Genomic DNA, 20666 nt, shown 5'->3' with positions numbered 1-20666 from the left:
AGAATTTAAATGTCAGAAAATATACAACAACACGATATAATTCATACTGGTGCAACTGGATATGAGCCTCTTGAAATGGGAGCTGCACGTATTCACGTTGATGATAAACGTATCATTAACTGCCGGGCAGACTTAAACCAGCTCGTTCCTTTTAAATATAGATGGGCTTGGGACAAGTACTTAACTGCTTGTGCGAACCATTGGATGCCCAATGAAATCAATATGAGCGCTGACGTAGCGCTCTGGAAGGATCCTAATGGACTTACAGAAGCCGAGCGTTTAATTATCAAACGTAATTTGGGATTTTTCTCAACAGCAGATTCATTGGTTGCCAATAATCTAGTACTCGCTGTTTATCGACATATTACCAATCCGGAATGCAGACAATACTTGTTACGTCAGGCCTTTGAAGAGGCATTGCATACTCATGCATACCAGTACGTTATTGAAAGCCTAGGACTTGATGAAGCAGAAGTCTTCAATATGTATCGTGAAATCCCATCCGTAGCCACTAAAGCAGCTTGGGCATTACCCTTTACTCAAAGCTTGGGTGACGAAACATTCCATACCGGTACTGTAGAAAATGATCAGCGCCTATTGCGCGATTTAATTGCCTTCTATGTAATCTTTGAAGGGATATTTTTCTATGTTGGTTTCACGCAAATCCTCTCCATGGGACGTCGAAATAAAATGGTAGGAACTTCAGAGCAGTTCCAATATATTTTACGTGATGAATCCATGCATATGAATTTTGGTATTGATGTCATCAACCAAATTAAAATTGAGAACCCACATTTGTGGACACCAGAATTTAAAGAAGAAATGATTCAATTGATTCGACAAGGTGTGGCTCTGGAGTATCAATATGCTAAGGACACCATGCCTCAAGGCATTTTAGGAATGAATGCAGAAATGTTCGAAGAATACTTACACTTCATTGCTAACCGCCGTTTAAATCAAATCGGACTTCCAGAACAGTACCCTGGCGCTGAAAACCCATTCCCTTGGATGAGTGAAATGATGGATTTGAAAAAAGAGAAAAACTTTTTTGAAACGCGCGTCATTGAATATCAAGCAGGTGGCACTCTAAGCTGGGATGATGAATAAGGATTTTTTCCCAAGCCCCAAAAAGGTCATTAAATCAACCTTGAAGCAGGGCCTGTTTATAATTCGGCTGGATTAAGCCCAAATTGGCGAAATTTAGAGTACCGAAATGCAGCATACAGGCCCCACGTCAATCCCGAGCTGAATATCCTCACAAATTTTTTGTCATCCCTGCGAAGGCAGGGATCGATCACTATTTTGGCATTGTACCACTTTGATAGATGGATCCCCGTCTTTTGAGGAAAATTAACCCAACCTTGTGTTCAAAAAATTAGGGGATAAATCTCTATTTTTCTTCCGAATTTACTTCAATAAAAGCAATCTCAACTAATATATTTTTATCAAATGTAAAACCCAGGAATGGTTACAAATAGTGACTTTTATACACTTAATGTTCAGATAATATTCATATGGTAATATATTAATCAGAAAGTCCTTTTGCTATTGGAGAATGTTATGTCACTGACATTAACTGAATGGTGGAAAAAATTAGACGAGGAGACTCGAGAAGTTGCAAAAAAATATGGGGATAGCTACCCTGATGCATTAACTCCTGCTAACACCATAAATGAGAATGCGGACTTGACTCCTTTGGAAGCCGTCCATGCCATGGCAAGTCTTGGGTCCACAATCGAATCAATAAGTCTCATTAGTGCCCCAGGGATTGCAAGTAGGATAGCTATTGCTTCAAAAAAACTAGGTGAGCCATTACAGAAGAAGTCCTCAGATGACGAGACGCATTACGTTCCAAAAATTACTGATGAAAAAAGTTTACTACTTGCGGTGGTGTATTATCGCTCCCAATGTCGGTTTCAACATATTCAATCAATAAATTCCACCATTCAAAACGGTGCTCTTGGAAAACCAGGCATAGAACAAAATAAGCCCGGGGTTGCAAAAGAGGCAGAAGCGTTAAGGGCAAAAATTAAAGACTATTGTTCTAATAATAAAGAGATTGCCGTATCCGCCCAATCAAAATTTATTAAACTCTTCCCTTCACCGAACGAACTAGGCAATGATTTATTTAAACCCAAAAGCTTAGCTGAACAATATCAAGATTTTGCGCATCAGTTAATAGCCGAGCTTTTTGATATTGAGGAAGAATCTCATGAGAAATTACACAATATTGCTGTAGAGAACTCCAAAAAAATCAGAACGAAGCTGCAGGACTCAGAAGCAGAACTAGAGACTCTATATCTCTACAAAAAATTAAAAGAATTTATAACGAATACTACTGAATATTCCGATGCAACTTTTGCTCGCTTTGCGGATACTCTGCACGGGGACTATGGTGCACAAGCCAAAGAAATATGGGACCAAGCAGAGTCATTCGCCAAGGGAAAAAAATCAAAGAAAGATCAAATTACCGAGGGAGTTAACAATTATACTCCTGCTTTTCTCCAAGGCTTTATGCATGCTCGGCTTAACCCATTGGCTTATGTTCCTTGGGTAATGGGTGTCGATGAAAACGCGCGTTTTAAACGATTTAAAGAACATTTTGAATCGCATGTAACCAGTAAAATAGCTTCCGCTAGTCACGCTGTCTCTGGTATAACAGAGATTAGCGAAGAGGATCTCAAGGCGGCCAGTTCTGGAGATATTTTAGATTTAATCACGATGGGTCATGATTTACGGATAGAAATAGAGCGTTTACAAAAATCCATCGAATCCTATGTGGAAACAATCAAAGAGGATGAGCTTATTAAATTTTCAACAAGAACGCCATTCATTGGATGGATTACGAAACTACTTGCTGATTTTCCTTTGACGAAAGGCTTATTGCATGACAACATTCATTACCTTGATATTGCTAACAAATTTTCTCAGCAATTAGATGAAATCAAACAAATGCCGGGTAGTCAAGATCAAAGCACAAAGCTTGATGAGCTCAAAAATTCAATTCGGACGGAGATCGATAGTGTTAAAAAGGGAAGTCATTATTTGCTCTTTCAAAGTAAGAGGGAATTAGCACACAAACACTTCCATCATATTATCGATGCTAAAAAAATTGGGGAAGAAGAAGAGGATAGTGTTGACGCTGAAAAAGAGGATCAACTTAAGCCCAAGAAAGCCTAAGGCCAATGAATTATTGGCATTTTTCTTATGAAATTGGATTTCCAGCATTTAAGTTCTATAGGTAGATTAGCCTGGGTATTAGTCTGAAGTACTGAGGCCCGGGTTACAGAAGATTTCACCCCCACTAAGACAATACCTAAATCGTTCGTCTAATCCATAAATGACAAACAAAAAGATCATCTTGCTAGCCCAACTAAAAAATTAAGATGATATTTTTCTTCCCTATAGTAGAATCTTAAGGTGTCGAAAATGCAATATCGACAATTGCACTCAATAAAATAGTTTATTTTTATCGACTAAAACACAGGAGGTGACCTATGGCCAAGAAAAAGGAAGACAATACCAATTATAGCTTTTTACTTAAGTGTATGGCTGCAGTCACTGCTGCAGCGATGGTGACAGCAGGAATTATTGCCGCAGTAACATTAAAATCTGCTGCAACAGCCACAACTGCAATCGCCGCGAAAACGCTCCTTGCATCAACTTTAATATTTGCACCAGCTGTATTTCCATTTGCACTTGTTGCGATTGGACTTGTTTTTGTATTACCTTTTTTATTCGGCTGTAACAGTAATACATATACTACGGTAGGTACGACCGCAACTCCGGGTTACAGAAGTTATAGAAATTATAGTTTTTATACTCCTATCCCCGATTATACTTTTTCTAATTATGATACGAGTAGTAACGTTTATGTCGGTAGCGCACACTCCCATGGGTATCCTGCCTCTGAAGGTACTGTTCATGGACATGATAGCACGCATACACATCAACATGATGGGAATAGACATGGACATGATGCTACTCGGCATGGACATTTCTAAAAGCAGCACACGTTCATCCTCTCTAGAGTTTGTGGATGAATCTCCCAATTTGAGCATCTATTTTTGATTATGATGCTCATACCACATACTGGCGATCCCTTATTACGCGCTTATGCTTCTCTTCTAAAATAACTTTATTTACCCTTTTTTGATCAAAATTTATACTCATTTTGCTATACTTAATTGGATATATCTAATAAAGATAATTCTTTGGATAAATGGGGGAAGGAGGGATACGAAATGAAAAGTGTATTATTAACAGCACTACTGCTCGCATTCACTACAGCGGCTTTGGCAGATAACAGTGTCATAGTCACCCAAACAAAAACTTGGCAAAGCGTCCCCATTACTGTAGATGAACAAGCTCATACTTATACCGTTGAGAAAGGAGTCACGTTGCCTGAAGGAGATTATTATTACACCTATCCAGGTTACCGTTGTTTAAAAGAAAAAAGAGAGATTGTCGGTATCAATGCCGTCGTATTCCAAGCAGGTATTCCTGGTGGAAACGATATCTATTGTTATGCAGACTAAAATCAAAAGATTCGCTCAATATAAAACTGGATATAAAGCGTAACCGCAGAGGCTGTATTCGGTTACGCTTTTAATATAAGACATTTTTATGTTACAAAACCATCCCATTGACTTGACTGTCCCAAAGCTTTTTGAAGTAACTTTGTTCATTATTTAAAAGCTCATTAAAAGTCCCTTCTTCAATAATTGCCCCACCCTCCATCACTACTATTCGATCCATATGTCGAATGGTCGACAACCGATGTGCAATGGCGATGACTGTGGCATTATTTTGCTCGAGCATAGCATTAATTGATTGTTGAACTTCTTGTTCTGAGAGCGTATCCAGACTTGAAGTCGCCTCATCTAGAACAACAAGCGATGCATTTTTTAAAAGGGCACGTGCAATTGCAATACGCTGGCGCTGTCCCCCAGAAAGTTTCACACCACGCTCACCAACCAAGGTATCATATTTTTCCGGCAATGATTCAATAAAATCATCTATCTTCGCCATTGCAGCTGCATGCTTAATCTCTTCAAGCGTAGCATTTTCTTTTGCATAGCCAATATTCTCGCCTAGAGATCGATGAAACAGCATAATATCTTGTGGAATAAGCGCTATTTGTTGACGCAAAGAATCTGAAGTAATCTCTGAAATTGGCTTATCATCGATTAAAATTTGTCCTGAAGTAGGCTTAAAATTTTTTAATAACAAAGAAATCAGTGTTGATTTGCCTGCTCCAGAATGGCCAACCAACCCAATCTTCTCCCCAGGTTTGATTAATAGATTTAGATTTTTAAATACTGAGCTTCCTTCGCTGTAGGCAAAGGAAAGCTGCCGAAACTCAATTTTACCCTGGTGAATCGGATAGGCTTGTGCGCCGGGTTCATCAACCTCATCATGCGGCATCGATAAAATGCTAAAAGACGATTTGAAATCCCCTATTTCTTTTAAAAAAGTACAAAGACTGCTCATGAGCGACCATAAATCAAAGGAAATGGTAATGGCTGTGAGCATGACAAATAGGAAGTCTCCAGTGGAAATCTCGTCATGTGTCCGTAGATATATCATAAATAGAAAAACAGCAATCAGCATAAACCAATAGAGTACTGATCCAACCAAATTAAATTTTAAATCGTATTGATAAAGTGCAATTTGTCTAGGAACAAAATCATGTGACATGAGTTCATTCACACGTCGATGCTCGTCTCGTCGTTTGGCAAAATAAAACAAAGAGAAGATATTGGTAATATTATCCGAAAAAGAACCAATGATTTTGTGTTTACTTTCAGCCACTTCATTAGACAGCCGATTCAATTTTAGTGCCATAGGAAGCATGATTACCATAACCAAAACACACCAGGCCAGCATGAAACAAAACACCTTGAAATTAACAACCAGCAGGACAAAAACAGAAACAATGACTACACAAAAATGTTTCCCCACAATATGATGGAGATTAGCAAAAACGCTATCATATCCATCCAATAGCCCTTTTAGTTTACTAATTACTGTACCACTAGGCGTATTTTGAAAATAGTTGTAAGAATGGTGCTGCACATAATTGTATGCAGAGGATAATAACCTTTGCCTGGCATGTGGCTCAGCCTTCCACTCAGCAAAATCACTAATTCGCCACACAACATCCAACACGATTTGTGCCGTGATAAACAACACAATAGGAAACACCAGTTGGTAATACGAAGTGATTGTTTCATTAGAAAACGCATCAACTAAAAGCTTGAAGGAGTAATTATTAGCAAAAATATATATCGCAGTGAGCACCGGCGCCTGAAACATTAAAACATACCACCATCGATAAGGCTTAATGACTTGCCATAAAAAATTCCATGCCGAATAAAATGGATATTTTAAATCTAAAGCGTCCACTATATATGCTCAAAATTAAGGGTCATAAAAGTATACCATAAGAAACACTCAAGATGCTCATAATTAAGTCATTTCGATGTGCAGCAAAATGAACAAGACACATTGATTGCTCCGGAAGTTGTTATTTTACAAGGATAACGGTAGACTTACGACTCAATCGAAGTCCCGGTGGCACAGCTGGATAGCGCAGCCCCCTCCTAAGGGGCAGGTCGGAGGTTCAAATCCTCTCCGGGACGCCAGTAGAATCAATGCTCCAATAGTCCATTTTTATAAGCACTTAATTAAATCAATTTGAATATTTCTAAACCATTGCGCATAATTAACGTGTATTTATATTGCATAGGATGGAACACTGATGAGCATAATAAACAATGAATTTAATATGCCTGCACCCAGATGGATTAATACATATCCGAGTGGCCCCTATCGGTTTATAAACCGGGAGTTCTTTATTATTAGCTATGAAACAGATGAAAAGTTACTAAAAGAGGTTTTACCTCCAGGATTAGAATTATTAGAACCTATTATTAAATTTGAATTTATTCGCATGCCAGATTCAACTGGATTTGGCGATTATACTGAGTCTGGACAAGTCATTCCCATCCGCTATAAGGGTGAAGAAGGAACTTTTACTATTTCAATGTTCCTTGATTGCCATGCTCCTATAGCAGGAGGAAGAGAAATATGGGGATTCCCAAAAAAATTAGCGAAACCAAAACTTTTTGTTGAAGAAGATGTTTTGGTTGGCATACTTGATTATGGAAGCATCCGCATTGCCACAGCAACCATGGGTTATAAGCACCATGCACTTGATCAACAAATTGTTCTTCAATCTATGAAAAAACCAATCTTTCTCCTTAAAAATATTCCTGGAGTTGATGGAACGCCAGAGATTAATCAATTAACCAGGACTTATTTGCAAGACATAACTGTAAAAGGGGCTTGGACAGGACCAGGAAGTTTAGAATTACATCCCCATTGTTTAGCTCCAATTGCCAATTTTCCAGTAAAAAGAATTATTTCTGTAGCTCATTTTATCACTGACTTGACTTTACCCTATGGTGAAGTCGTAGAAAATTATTTAAGTTAAATAATGGAAATAATTATTCGGGAGCTCTTCAAAGCCCATATTTTAGGTCTGTTAATGAGCTCCTCTCGATGAAATTTATTCTCCAGAAGAATACTATTGGGAGCCCTATTATTACTTAACATTTAGAGAAATTCTTTATAGATATCAACCGAAGATTCTTTACCAATTTTAGAAAAGTTTTGTTTCAGCCATTTTTTAGTATGCAGACGCCCTCTATCCCGTAAATAACAGAGAAAATCCCAATCTAAATTATGTTTAGATGAAACCCCGTAATGTGCCATTTCCTTATCAGCTCGAATAGAATGTATACGCATTTTTTTAAGTTTCGAATTTTTATCCTTTTTTAAATCGAGTAGCTTTGAAACAAATGCGATAGCGCGCATTTCACGTAATAAAGTTGAATTAAAACTAATTTCATTAATACGATTAAGAACTTCTGATGCAGTGTGTGGAACCCCTCTTCTATATATTGGATTTAGATGTACAATCACGATATCTTGACTGCCACAATTATAGATTAAAGGGAAAATAGCTGGGTTACCGATGTATCCGCCATTCCAATACCTTTGACCATCTATTTCAATTGATTGAGATAGATTCGGTAAACAATAAGAGGCAAGAATAGTTTCTACCGATAATTCAGGATTAGTAAAAATGCGTACTTTACATGTCTCTTCATTGGTTGCACAGATAAAAAGTTTAACTTTTGATTTTTTTCTAATGGCGTCAAAGTCAATGTTTTTTTCAATTATTGATTTCATTGGATTGATATTGAATGGATTGAATTGATAGGGGGAGAACATTTGCGTGATCAATTCAAAGTAGTGATAAAATGGTGAACCTTCTAGACTATACTCATGAGTCCGCAACCACGGTATATCAAACCATGAATGCAATGAAAAATAACCCTGGCTGTAGCTAATATCAGACCAAAAATCAAGTAGTGCTTGGCGTGCTTCATCCCGATCATTATTTAATAACCCTTGTGCAAGAACTATCGCATTCATTGAACCAACGCATGTGGCACTCAGCCCTTCTATATCTAAACGACCATCTTCTAATAAATAATCTATAACCCCCCATGTAAATGCACCATGGGCGCCGCCTCCTTGAAGTCCAAGATTAATAAGTTTATGTGCCTGCCCCATTTTTATTCCATAAATCATGCAGTTATCAAACTTTAAAATAATTATAGCAGAAATTAAAAGGCACGTGCCTTGACGTGGTCCGAGCTTTATGTAAATTCCGACATCAGCTAAAGGAATTCTTTCCGAATATCAACTGAAGATTCTTTTCCTATTTTAGAAAAGTTATCCTGACACCATTTTTTAGCAATAAGGCGACCACGATCACGTAAATAAACTAAAAAGTTCCAATCGGCATTAAGTTTTGTAGAAACATCATGTTTAATCATTTCATCATCTGCACGAATTGAATGCATATGCATTTTTTTTAGATCAAGCCCTTCTGTTTGTTTGCTATCAATCAAATCAGTGACAAAAGCTATTGCCCTCATTTCACGCATTAGCGAGGAATTGAAACTTACTTCATTCACACGATTTAGAATCTCACCTACATGATAAAGTGAACCTGAGCGGATTATAGGATTTATATGCACAATCACAACATCTTGACACGTACAATTGTAAATTAATGGATAAATTGCTGGATTACCGATATACCCACCATCCCAGTAATATTGATCTTTAATTTTGACCGATTGAAATAGAAATGGAAGACATCCTGAAGCAAGTAACGTATCTACAGTTAACTCAGGGTTAGTAAAAATACGAACTTTACCTGTTTCCACATTAGTAGCACAAACGAATAGTTTGACAGTAGATCTTGTTCTTAACGCCTCAAAATCGATACTGTTTTCAAGAATAGTACGCATTGGATTTAAATTAAAAGGATTGAATTGGTATGGCGACATCAAATGGGTAATAATCTCAAACCAAAAATAAAAGGGTGAATGATCCAAACTAAATTGATCTAAAGAAAACCAAGAATCACCAAACCAGTGTTTAAAAGACATTAGACTGTTTACTTTACTAATCTCTTCCCAAAAATCATACAATGCTTGTCGGGCTTCATCTCGATCATTGTTTAAAAGACCCTGCGCCAATATTGCCGCATTCATTGTTCCCGCACTGGTGGAACTTAACCCCTCGATATCCAAACGCCCGTCTTCTAATAGATAATCCAAAACACCCCATGTAAAAGCACCATGAGCGCCACCACCTTGCAGTCCTAAGTTAATGGTTTTACGTGTTTTTTTCATTTTTATTCTATTACTCAGTATTATGAATACTTTTAAAGATTTTGTAGATAAAGTATAGCAGCATTTTTCTGTACGATTGGAATGGATGCAGCAACCACCTTCTGCTATCGTATGTTTTTTCCGATTTTAGATCCTACACGTTGCAATATCCTCCCAAGGGCCAGGTCGGAGGTTCAAATCCTCTCCGGGACGTCAGTAGAATCAAATTAAAGTGACCACCGCATCTTATTTAACATCAACCTGCTGGACAATGACCAAATAACATCCAATTAGCGTATAAGTTTAATAATCCCTTAATTTTTGTTCGTTACAATGAGCGCCCAAAAATCACCATTAACATTCTAAAGGATATTAATATGACAATACGCTATATTTCTCTAGCTATTGACGATGGGCTATTTAATTTAAATTATGCACAAGCAAATCATGAAAATTATACAAAGCATTTGGGCAATGCTGTTTTAGTGCATAATAAAGCTTTTCTCGACACCTTGAGGGAGCAAAACAAATCGTTCTCCTCTGTCTATGCCTTTATTTATTCCAATAGGCAATCTTATTATGTGGATGTCGCGAGTGTCGGCTCTAACCTTCGATTCAAAGGATCAGCTTTTTCCGCAATTGAGACTGTGTGTGACGATTTGGCTATCGTCTTTGATCCCTTTCTCTTAGCTGACCTATATAATGATTTACCTTATGGAACAGCATTCAATAAAGCTATAGCAGAAGTAAAAAACGAGAATTACCTTCTCTATCCTGACTGTGAAGACCACCCAACCTGCCCTTTTGATCATGACAAAACAGCCCTACTTTTAGCGCAACTGCAAAAAGCCGCTGTTGATGCCGCAGCCAAGCATCCTGGTGAAGAAATTATTTTTGATTTATTTGATAGTCATCATCAGACTCTGGAGTACACAAAATGGTTTTTTTCCGAGAATAAGCACCTTATTCCCAAGGGTGTGACCTTAAATTTAAACCACTATGATGGTGGAAAGCCCACTCTAGAAAGCAGCATTGACGGTGAGGGGGGCGTGCTCTTTAACTTTGCGAAGCACGTTAAAAAGTTGTTGGAAACATCTACTTCTTGCCGTGATGAGTATGCAAAGTTGTTTATCCATCCTGAAAATCCAAACACCTTAATGGATATTGTTGCTCAGTACTATGCCAGACACCCTGACTTATATCAGAAGGAACGTGTGCCGACTGAGGTAACGGAACGGGTCCAGTCGGTTTGTCGGGAGCTTGGCCTTGATGAGACTCCATTTACAGTGACTCAATCTATAGAGGCTACAGGATTTGTAGCACAGGAAGGTGAAAAAGAAGCGGACAAAGCAGAGGAAACCCCACAGGATCTTCCCGCAGGCTCCATACCCATAAGCTCAAAAACAGCACTAAGCAATCCAGGGCGAAGCCAACATGGATTTTATGCTGCTGGCAAAAAGAGCCAGGAAAAGGCAGATTCTTCGAATCAGAAACAGCCATCAATGCGTTCTTGCACTTTGTATTAAACTTTAGTCCTTTGCTGCAAGCTTCGTTACGGCATTGCAGCAAATGCGTAGTAGGACTGCTGGTAAGTAACCCAGTAAACGCGACAATCGCTGGCTCAAAACCTACTTTGACCGCTTTCAGAATTAAGCCAAGATTAGATTTTTGTGCTTTACATGCTACTTGATGTCGATTTTGATATCATGCAGCCAACATCAGGCTGTTCTCAATTTAAAGGCTATTATCGATACTTCCTTGAGTTCCTACCAAAATAAAATAATCGAGATTATTTAAAAACACTGATGCTTTATCCCGATGAGCTTTTATCGAGGCAGCTTGTAAAGTCTGATTTTGTCGCGTCATCACATAACCGGATTGAATTTTAATCTATTTGATGATATAATGTTCATTCTTTTTTGAGTTCTAAAGTGCCTTCAAAAGCACGACCTCTTTAAAAATAAAAAAGGAAAAAACTATTCCTCGGAGTACGTCATGTGGTTCACATTTGCTATTTTTGCTGCCATTTTATGGGGTTTTAATTACGCTTTAGCTGAAAAAATATTAAACAGTATTTCACCCATTACGCTATTGGCACTGGAAATGACAATAGGTGCTGTATTGTTTACCTGCATTTCCTTTTTTACTACGATGAAAAGAGATGTTGAACTTTTAACAACAGACTCTGGTTTATTATTGTTAACTGTTGCCGAGATAGCAATCGTACTCGTCGCCAGTTATTTTATCGCCACCTCCATTAGTCTTAAAAATGCGACCATTGCTGGTATCGTCGAATTGAGTTACCCAATATTTACTGTTATTTTCACCTGGTTTTTATTTAACCAAGTTCATGTAAATCTTTCAGTCATCATTGGTGGATTGTTAATTTTCATTGGCATTTTAGTAATAAGCTTGGCATAAAAGACAAGACCTATTTCGACTGCAGCAGAATCATGCCCTGCCCCATTTTCCTTCTTTTTTCCTATTTATTTGTTTGTTGCTGCAGTATTATTATTTTGGATGAAAACAGGGATAAAAGCATAAGGAATTGAAAATGAAAGCAGAAATTATAAAAAGTAAACTGGATCTCTATGATCAAAACAAAGGGCTTTTTAGAGTACTTAGAGATGAGCCACATATTAAAGCGTTACGTGAATTTTATAATAGCAAACTTCAAGGAGTACATACTTTATCCCCACCATTGCTTCTAGAATTAGCGGTCATTTTGTTAGGTAAAAATGATAGGAACGGAGATTCAGAAAGCAGTCAAATTTTTAGTGAGCTTGTTCAGCATTTTGGCGGTTATGAAGCATTAGAAAGTTTAAATAAACAGAAGCAATTATCAGCAGAAAATGTAGCATTTCTTGAAAAGAATCATACTCATGCTAAACAGTTAGCACCTTTATTAAGCACTATTGGCAGTAAACTTTCTCCTTCTACTTTGACCATCTTGCTTCAGACTGCAGAAAAAATATCAGATCAGGAACGATTAATAGAGACGTTCAAATATTTTGAACAATTTGCACTCTCTGAGAATGCTGCTCTTTATTTTGAATTAATAAATCTCCTCACTCGTTATAGAGTAAACATGGATGATGTTGTTCCGTTATTGAGTGAAGTAAAACAACTGACTCCTATAAAAAAGGCATTAGACTTATTGAATAGGCCTGACTCACACTTATTCCATCGCGATAATGTTATTGCGATCCTGAAATTACAAAATCCCTATTATTTTTATAAAATTTTGGAACTTCTCCCTAATACTCAAGAAAGCTTAAATAGGTTATTTGCCGTTGATGACATACTTGATAAATGTTCTCGAGCAGAAGAGATCATCAAGAACTTTAAAAGTGCAGGTTGGGAACTCGAGCATTATTTGAAGTATATTTTAAGTGTCAATAGAAATGGGGTTGATTTAGAGTGTGCTACAAGTTTGTTGATGAATATGAAAATCGAACCCGAGTTACTTCCATTGATATTAGAAACAATATTTACCCGTTCTAACGAAAGTATCGCTCTAGTCAAAGCCGTGGGGCTTTTAGACGAACACTTAAAAGAGGATATGGATTTGGCTTTCGCCACTAACTATCCTAATCGAGTCGCTGCAGCGATAACAGAACTTAGAAAAGAAAAGTGTTTCAATGAACAAACACGTGACACTATCTGCTCTCATCCTGAATATGCTGTTGAATTAGCGCAGGCCTTAGTTCAATTTCACCGTATAGATTATACGGCACGCGCAGCCTATGATGGAATCATGAAATATCCACAAAGTGCGGATAAAGCAGCAAGGGTTATTGAGTATTTAGATAAAAATTCACTCTTGCACAACACCAAGGGTAAAACAGACGTCTATAAAGGGAAAGTGAAACGATCTTCTAATTCAATTGTTGCCGCAATCTGTAAAGCAGAGTTAACGGACGACTCTTTGATTAAATTATTCGACATAATGCAAGCGGCAAAACTCTTAGGCCTCCCTAATCTTCATAAAGTAATAGCCAAGTTGAAATACATCAAAACTGTAGCTAGTGCAGCAATATGTTTAGCTAATGGGAATAAATTTAATCAATTAAGCTTTGAGAGTATACTGAGTGACCCGATTAATTCTATAGCCATAGCAGAGCGTTTAGGAGGAACTCCTGGCTCGCCGTCTTCACCTAAGATAATTAACGAAGGCGCTAAGGATTTTGTAGAAATTAGAAAGGCTGCAAAAGTCTTAGCACAGGGACAGCGACAAGGGCTTTTCTTTACTCAGCTAGAACCAGAAAAGGTAAAAATTTTTGAAAAAGCAACACATAAGAAAATGGCTGCCATACACAATGAAGCCATGATGAAAATTGCTGAGCATACCAGCGACCATCATCTGGAGGATATTACAGAACATCATGCAGCGAGCAACGCTTATTTTTCAATACACAAAAAATAAGGCAAGAAGGTTGGACTTACAGTCCAGCCCTACTTGTGCAATTCCCGCGAATCGACAATAGTTTTTCAACTGAGTTAGCCTGATTGCTTGCAGCGAGGGGTGTTATTTGTAGGTAATGCGCATTAAAAGCGACTGTTTTAACCTATTTTTTTGATATTCGTGGTACAATTGCCAATTATATAAGCACGTTGAGCATTATAATCAATGCCATTTTCTCCTGTTCGCAGTCATCCATAAATAAAGGAAACTACATGAGTTTTAAGTCACTAGGTTTAATCGAACCCTTACTTCAATCCATTGATGAGTTAGGCTACAAAGAACCCTCTCCTATTCAGACTCAAGCCATTCCACAAATATTATCAGGTAAAGACGTTCTTGCTTCGGCACAAACAGGAACAGGTAAAACGGCAAGTTTCGTATTACCTCTTTTGCAAAAACTCAGCTCAAAACCACGGGCTAAAAGTAATTGTACTCGAGTCCTCATTCTAACTCCAACGCGTGAATTAGCCAGCCAAGTACATGAAAGTATACTGCAATATGGACGCTACCTATCGCTTCGTTCTACGGTAGTTTTTGGTGGAGTAAAAATCAACCCCCAAATGATGAGGTTACGTTCGGGCGTTGAACTGTTGGTCGCCACGCCAGGACGTTTATTAGATTTACATCAGCAACGAGCTATACAGTTTGATCAAATTGATACTCTGGTTCTGGATGAAGCCGATAGAATGCTGGATATGGGCTTTATTCACGACATGAAACGAATCATAAATTGGCTGCCTAAAAACCGGCAAAACCTCATGTTCTCAGCCACGTTTTCTGAAGAAATTCGAAATTTGGTAAAAACCATTCTGAATCACCCTGTTGAAATTGATGTTACGCCACGAAACACAACCGTAGTGAAAATTAAACAAACAGTACATCCAGTTGATAAAAGTCAAAAAGCAGCTTTATTGAGCCATTTGATTCATAAAAATAAATGGGGTCAGACCTTGGTTTTTTCAAAAACCAAACACGGGGCGAATAAATTAGTAAAACAATTAGCCGACGCACAAATTCATGCAGCAGCGATTCATGGCAATAAGTCTCAATCCCAACGAACTAAGACTTTAGCAGAATTTAAATCAGGTGAATTACATATTTTAGTAGCCACAGACATTGCTGCCCGAGGTATTGATATTGATCAATTGCCTTGTGTGGTTAATTTTGATTTACCCCAAGTTGCAGAGGATTACGTCCACCGTATCGGTCGAACAGGCCGTGCTGGCGCTTCAGGATTAGCCGTTTCTTTAGTAAGCGCTGATGAAGTCAATCAATTACAAGCTATAGAAAAACTGATTCAGCACAAATTAAACCGTATTGAAATCGAAGATTTTGAGCCCAAACACAATGTCCCCCAAACCAATGCCACTTCTAAAACTAAAAAAAATTTTCCTGCTAAAACGAAGACAACTTCAACTCCCAGTAAATTCAATAAAAAACCATTCGCAAAAAAAATCAAAAAGAGCGGTCCTAAACAGTCTAAGCAAGCATAAGTTGAGTCCTTAATGCAACAACTATGCATGCTGCATAGTCCCAATCAGAAACTTTTGTTATTTTTAGGGAATCAAGCGATGGTAGGATCATGGCAATAGGATAAATATATGAAGATATTTCTATCTCTATTTAAACTTTGGTATTCTGAAATGCGGGACTATCATTTGCTTGGGAATTATTCCAATCCAAATAGCACCTTTTTATTTCCTTAAATTGAGTTAAAGCTTTTATAAAATTCTCTTTCTCCTCGGCACTTGCGCTTGATAAAAGCATTTCTGTATCCACGTTAGGTGTTGCCATTTCTTCACTGGAAATATATTGGGGAAAATCTAAAATTCGTTCCATTTCTTTCTCTGCTCGTGAATACTCATCGACAAGTTCTTTTACGGAATAACCTGGTATTACATTTGAATTAAGCAACAAAACCGGTAAAAAATTGTCACGCATTAATAAATATTGCAATAAAACCATTGAATAGGTACGCCCTACCCCATCTTGAAAAGGATGATGCAATACATCGTGTTTTAAATACGTAAATACAGCAGTCAACTTCTCTTGCTTTGTGATAGCATTCTCTAAGGCTTCTTCAAGTTGTTGAATATGATCAGAGCAAACTTCGTCTAAAAATGAATTACCGTCGGTCTTATTTTCTTCTCGGGCGGTATAATAGATCACTGCACCCTCCTTCAAATTTGACCATATTTTATCCGCTAAAGAGTGGGTATCCTCAGTACAAAAACTTGAAATGAATGCGACACCATCCTTAGTTTGTATTGAAATATCAAGGCCAGCTGTCCCCATTTTTGCCTCTACGGATTTTAAGTAATCAATCGTTTCGATTAGTCCCTCCAGAGAATCAGTGTTAAGCTCCATTTGCCATGAGGCGCCTCTACTACGAAATTCTCCTGGGGTTTGATCCAGCATTTTCTGTACATCCTTAGTACAGATTTTATGTAATTCTTTAACAAACGTTAGGGTAAAAGGTTGACCAGATAACATATGAGCGATAGCGAAGCAAAGTCCGTTGGTCACATTTAATAAATAGCCTGGCTCATTATCTTCGAATCCTAACCAACCTCGGTGTTTGTTAAAAAGTGTGACAATACTTTCACCTTTTCTATCTTTAACATGAAATAAATTGTTTAGACTTGTTAACGCCTCGTAATCGCCTAATTGTTCTGCGAGTTGATATACATCACCTATAGTGACTTCTCTTACAAAATCTGCAATTATAGAAACAGGAATCTCTTTAGCTTTCTCCTCAGGGATACCGTTCATTTTGGCAAACAATTTTCGATACAATTCCTGTCGAAAATCATACCGAACTCTCTCCACAAAAAACCGCCAAAATTCATGTTCTGGGAAGTTATTAAAAAATCTTTTTAGTTTATCTTCTTTAGAAATCTCAAACGCTTCCTTATTAAAAAAGTTGTAACTCATGATGTTCAAAAATTTTAAAAAGCGATTAAAATTATTATAGATCAAATAACGACCAACCTGATCTCTTATTGTTTTTAAAAGAAAAATAGATAGAAAACTATCCAGCGCTATGGCTTATTTAGAGACATAATCGAATTGACAGCACCACTGAACCAAGTTACCTTATGAAAACTTATTTTTGTCAGTTCGGATGATGTATAAAAAAAATGAGCACCCCCCCTCTTTTATTGAATTAAAACATAGTTTTTTTCCCTACCAATACCAATAATAAGTCATCTTCTTGGCAGATCATTTCATCAGGCTGGAGACATACTCTTTGGTTTAATCCTGCAACCAGTTCGGTTCTTGGTTTTGGATCCCATTTCGTTTTTGCTGCCAATGAGAAAAATGAGAATAAAGCCTGGAGTATTCCCTTACGAGAGAAATGTCCAATTAAACAAATTGCCGCAGGGGATACTCATATCCTGATTTTGTATGAGGATGGTTCCTTGGATGGTTGTGGATGGGGAGCAAAAGGACAGTTGGGAGTAGGCTGTTTTAATCATCGTGAAGTACAAACAGTACCTATTGAATTACCTAATCACGAAACTCCTGTTTATGTGGCTGCGTCAAACAGTTACAGCCTGGTAATTAGTGATAAAGGAACGTTATATGGCTTTGGTAACAATTCTAATGGTGAATTGGGTTTAGGAGATGAGCCAACTATTGAATTTCCCCGGGCTATTCCATTGCCATCGGATGCTATCCCGGTGCAAATCATTACTGCTCATGAACGATCTATAGTTGTGTGTCAAAACGGTCATCTGTATGGATTTGGTAGTAATACCGAAGAGCAGTTGGGTGAGCGCACCTCCTCTTCTTCACGTTTCGCGCAAAAAGTGCCTCGGAGATTAGAGCATTTTGAGCAATTAAAACCACGAGCCTTTGCCATTGGAAAATATGCAGTAATTGTTATGTCAGAGCAACGAAAATGCTATTTTTACGGTATCGATATGAATTTTTCGTTACCGCTTCATTTTCATTTCAACACGCCAAAGGAACTCGCATTGCCCTCACATGTAATCCCAGAGCAAATTAGTTTTACCTATGAACATCTTCTGCTGCTCTCAGAAAAAGGAGAAATATGGCAAGCAGGTGGGCATATGAAATCAGGGGGGCAAAAAAATAAAGATTTTACTTTAGTGACCCTCCCCAAAGAATTAGAGGTAAGGTCTATCATTGCTGGCGAAGGAAGTTCATTTGTTTTTGGTAAAGCGGATGAATGTTACGCCTTTGGAAATAATGAATCCTGTCAATTAGGCCATCACAAAAAAGAGTTTTTGCTGACAGCAGAACGGGTACCTTTGCGTGAATTATCTTGGTGGGAAAGACCATCTACAATTAAAAAATCACCTTCTAAATTGTCTCCTCCTGAAACTTTATTTTTAGAGTATCAAACCGAAGATAATACCGACCTGATTACGGTAATTGATGAGGATAATGGTCAAGTGATTGAAATTACTAGGCCTTTAAGTTTTAACACCTCAATAATCATGAGTATGTTATATGCTTTTTATTCCAATACCGCTGCAATAAGTTCAACATATTTTAACTCTAAAAAAGTTGGTCGAGATGAGTTATTCCTTAAAAAAAATCAAGGAAAGCACCCAGTAATTTTCCTGGATTTGGGAACGCTTGATTTCAGTTCCTACAGTAATTTTCACGATAGTTATGATCAATTAATTGCCAATTTATATCGAATACATAAACCTGTTTTATTTGCGGGTTATCTAAAAAATAAAGAATCCGATAAAAATTCATATCAAGAATTTGCACTTGGAATTCGTGGATTTATGCAAAAAAATCCTTTGGAATTCTTAATTAAGTTGCTCTACAAACAATATGACAAAAAGGTCAAAATCTTGATTAACCATGCGGACATTCATCTTCGTTTGGGTTTACTCGATGAGAACTACAAATACATTGAATCCAAGTTAAAAGATTTTATTAATCCTGTAATTGGTGGGTTTTGTTATGAAGGGAAAAACAATCAATATATTTCTCAAACTGTACTCATGGGAGTCCATGTCTCTTATTTAGAAATGCATGGAAAAGCCCCAGTAAAGCGTGTTCATGGTATTGCGAACCCACACTCCAAGTACAGAGACTGTCTTCAATCTGATTCAGAAGCATTAGAATGTGATAAAAATCATTTTATTTATCATGTAAAAATAACACCAGATGAATGTGAACAAATTGAGACCTTATTGCAGGGAACGGTGCTTAAAATGCAAGCAAGCCCTGAAAAAAGCATAAAAAAAGATGAATTAAACCTGCTGCAGTGTTTGATGGAAATAGGTATTTTAAGACCCCTCCTTTCAGGAAATGAAGACCAGTCAATTTCTTACATTCTTGCGAATCAAAAAGCGAAACTCATCCTCCAATCACTGCAAAAAAAATGGCGAATTCAATGCATGAAACGGGTAACCGTTGTCTTTGATATAGATAATATACTGGCTACTTATGATAAATGCAGCTTAGAAACAATTTTATTCTTTTTAAGAAAAGGAGCGATTATCACCGTTTGTGGTATATCCCATTACATTCCACCTGGAGTGCTTGAGTTAATGCGGGCTCTTTTTTCGAATTCTCTGGTGAAAGTAGTTTTTTTTAGCTCTGGAAAAAGCGAGAGGAATGAACCATTCGTGAAAGAATTATTAATTAAAGCATTGGGAGAAAAATGGTATTCAGAAATAGCTTCTGAAATTCGAATACTTTCTCGGCATCATTTAAGAACTATTAGCGCGTATGAAAGTGAGAATCAGCAAAAAAAATATGGACTACCTATAGATAATAGGAAAAAGGATATTGCCTATGCCATTGCTTTAGAAGATAGTCTGGAACATGCTATTTTCATTGATAATGCCCCTGAATTTGTGTGTTGCGAGCAAGAAGAGCACTACTTGCATTCAGAAACTGTTCAATCGGGAGATTTTGAGCTTTTGGCCAAAACAGAAACAACAAGTGATAGCCCTGAAGATTCTCTTTTTCGTAAAGTAAATGCCATTTTTTATTTAGCAGGTGTTTTATTGAATTGCATTAAGAATAAAGAAAAGGAACCCATCCCTCATAAACTGTTCTCATTACAATTTACACCTGATGAGCCACTTGAAGACATCTCCCCTGCCTTCAAGCCATGCTGGGATGAACCTAAGAAATTACTCGCGTTTTATCAAGAGGGCCTCACGTGGCTCCAAGAACAAAATCCTGAGCTCACTCTAATTACCCCAGCGCGCTATAAAGATGCTGTGGCAAAACCTGCTTCCGAACGACAAGAAAGCGAGATGCAGGACTCTTTGGATCATCAATATAAAGAGAATGATTGTATTGTAATGTAATCTCTCTACTATCAGAACAACCTGGCTTAACACTGAATTTTTTTGAATTTTTTTAGCCTGAGAGCAGCACAGCGTAACCCGGGGGTTAGGGAAACATAATTTTCCAGCCCCAGGTTACAACACTACGATCAT

General features: G+C 37.5%; 15 protein-coding genes and 1 tRNA gene. 11 read left to right on the top strand and 5 right to left on the bottom strand.

Annotated features, from left to right (window positions below; all coding sequences use genetic code 11):
• The first annotated feature begins 9 nt into the window (after positions 1-9).
• The 4 genes from ACF8MK_RS13030 to ACF8MK_RS13015 all read left to right on the top strand — a co-directional run bounded on the left by ACF8MK_RS13030 (position 10) and on the right by ACF8MK_RS13015 (position 4538).
• Entirely contained in the window at positions 10-1107 is a 1098-nt protein-coding gene (locus tag ACF8MK_RS13030; RefSeq protein ID WP_265708759.1) for a ribonucleotide-diphosphate reductase subunit beta, read from the top strand.
• 453 nt (positions 1108-1560) lie between these two features.
• Positions 1561-3180, top strand: a complete 1620-nt coding sequence (locus ACF8MK_RS13025) for a hypothetical protein (RefSeq protein WP_392537023.1) — start codon at positions 1561-1563, stop codon at positions 3178-3180.
• A 317-nt stretch (positions 3181-3497) separates the two neighbouring features.
• On the top strand, positions 3498-4004 hold the full coding sequence (locus ACF8MK_RS13020; protein WP_392537022.1) for a hypothetical protein: 507 nt from the start codon (positions 3498-3500) through the stop codon (positions 4002-4004).
• 240 nt (positions 4005-4244) lie between these two features.
• On the top strand, positions 4245-4538 hold the full coding sequence (locus ACF8MK_RS13015; protein WP_392537021.1) for a hypothetical protein: 294 nt from the start codon (positions 4245-4247) through the stop codon (positions 4536-4538).
• 91 nt (positions 4539-4629) lie between these two features.
• Here the strand turns inward: ACF8MK_RS13015 and ACF8MK_RS13010 are convergent, their stop codons facing one another.
• Complete coding sequence (locus ACF8MK_RS13010) at positions 4630-6408, bottom strand: ABC transporter ATP-binding protein (protein WP_392537020.1); 1779 nt, start codon at positions 6406-6408, stop codon at positions 4630-4632.
• Positions 6409-6570: 162 nt separating this feature from the next.
• On the opposite strand from ACF8MK_RS13010, the gene ACF8MK_RS13005 reads away from it, so the two are divergent.
• Positions 6571-6647 (top strand) — tRNA-Arg (locus ACF8MK_RS13005).
• Positions 6648-6763: 116 nt separating this feature from the next.
• Positions 6764-7498: an acetoacetate decarboxylase gene (locus tag ACF8MK_RS13000; protein ID WP_392537019.1), complete on the top strand. Its 735-nt coding sequence runs from the start codon at positions 6764-6766 to the stop codon at positions 7496-7498.
• Between the two features lie 122 nt (positions 7499-7620).
• On the opposite strand, the gene ACF8MK_RS12995 is transcribed toward ACF8MK_RS13000, so the two are convergent.
• On the bottom strand, positions 7621-8646 hold the full coding sequence (locus ACF8MK_RS12995; protein ID WP_392537018.1) for a patatin-like phospholipase family protein: 1026 nt from the start codon (positions 8644-8646) through the stop codon (positions 7621-7623).
• A 107-nt stretch (positions 8647-8753) separates the two neighbouring features.
• Entirely contained in the window at positions 8754-9779 is a 1026-nt protein-coding gene (locus ACF8MK_RS12990; RefSeq protein WP_392537017.1) for a patatin-like phospholipase family protein, read from the bottom strand.
• 356 nt (positions 9780-10135) lie between these two features.
• Here ACF8MK_RS12990 and ACF8MK_RS12985 point away from each other — a divergent pair, with 356 nt between their 5' ends.
• The gene (locus tag ACF8MK_RS12985) at positions 10136-11284 is read left to right on the top strand and encodes a hypothetical protein (RefSeq protein ID WP_392537016.1); all 1149 of its coding nucleotides are present in this window, start codon (positions 10136-10138) and stop codon (positions 11282-11284) included.
• 208 nt (positions 11285-11492) lie between these two features.
• Here the strand turns inward: ACF8MK_RS12985 and ACF8MK_RS12980 are convergent, their stop codons facing one another.
• Positions 11493-11624, bottom strand: a complete 132-nt coding sequence (locus tag ACF8MK_RS12980; RefSeq protein ID WP_392537015.1) for a hypothetical protein — start codon at positions 11622-11624, stop codon at positions 11493-11495.
• A gap of 129 nt (positions 11625-11753) precedes the next feature.
• Here ACF8MK_RS12980 and ACF8MK_RS12975 point away from each other — a divergent pair, with 129 nt between their 5' ends.
• The 3 genes from ACF8MK_RS12975 (at position 11754) to ACF8MK_RS12965 (ending at position 15716) form a co-directional block, all read left to right on the top strand.
• Positions 11754-12179 carry a DMT family transporter gene (locus ACF8MK_RS12975; RefSeq protein WP_265704043.1) on the top strand — a complete coding sequence of 142 codons (426 nt, stop codon included), beginning with the start codon at positions 11754-11756 and terminating at the stop codon, positions 12177-12179.
• Between the two features lie 133 nt (positions 12180-12312).
• Positions 12313-14184, top strand: coding sequence for a hypothetical protein (locus tag ACF8MK_RS12970; RefSeq protein WP_392537014.1), 1872 nt, complete (start codon positions 12313-12315; stop codon positions 14182-14184).
• Positions 14185-14435: 251 nt separating this feature from the next.
• Positions 14436-15716, top strand: coding sequence for a DEAD/DEAH box helicase (locus tag ACF8MK_RS12965; protein WP_392537013.1), 1281 nt, complete (start codon positions 14436-14438; stop codon positions 15714-15716).
• Between the two features lie 130 nt (positions 15717-15846).
• On the opposite strand, the gene ACF8MK_RS12960 is transcribed toward ACF8MK_RS12965, so the two are convergent.
• A complete protein-coding gene (locus tag ACF8MK_RS12960; RefSeq protein ID WP_392537012.1) occupies positions 15847-17157 on the bottom strand; it encodes a hypothetical protein in 1311 nt (436 codons plus the stop codon).
• Positions 17158-17645: 488 nt separating this feature from the next.
• Here ACF8MK_RS12960 and ACF8MK_RS12955 point away from each other — a divergent pair, with 488 nt between their 5' ends.
• The gene (locus ACF8MK_RS12955; protein ID WP_392538964.1) at positions 17646-20534 is read left to right on the top strand and encodes an AAA family ATPase; all 2889 of its coding nucleotides are present in this window, start codon (positions 17646-17648) and stop codon (positions 20532-20534) included.
• Positions 20535-20666 lie beyond the last annotated feature (132 nt).

The organism is Legionella sp. 227 (assembly GCF_043161935.1).
Classification (GTDB): domain Bacteria; phylum Pseudomonadota; class Gammaproteobacteria; order Legionellales; family Legionellaceae; genus Legionella; species Legionella sheltonii.
The sequence above is the reverse complement of the archived record's forward strand: the minus strand, read 5'-3'. Positions and strand labels throughout refer to the sequence as shown.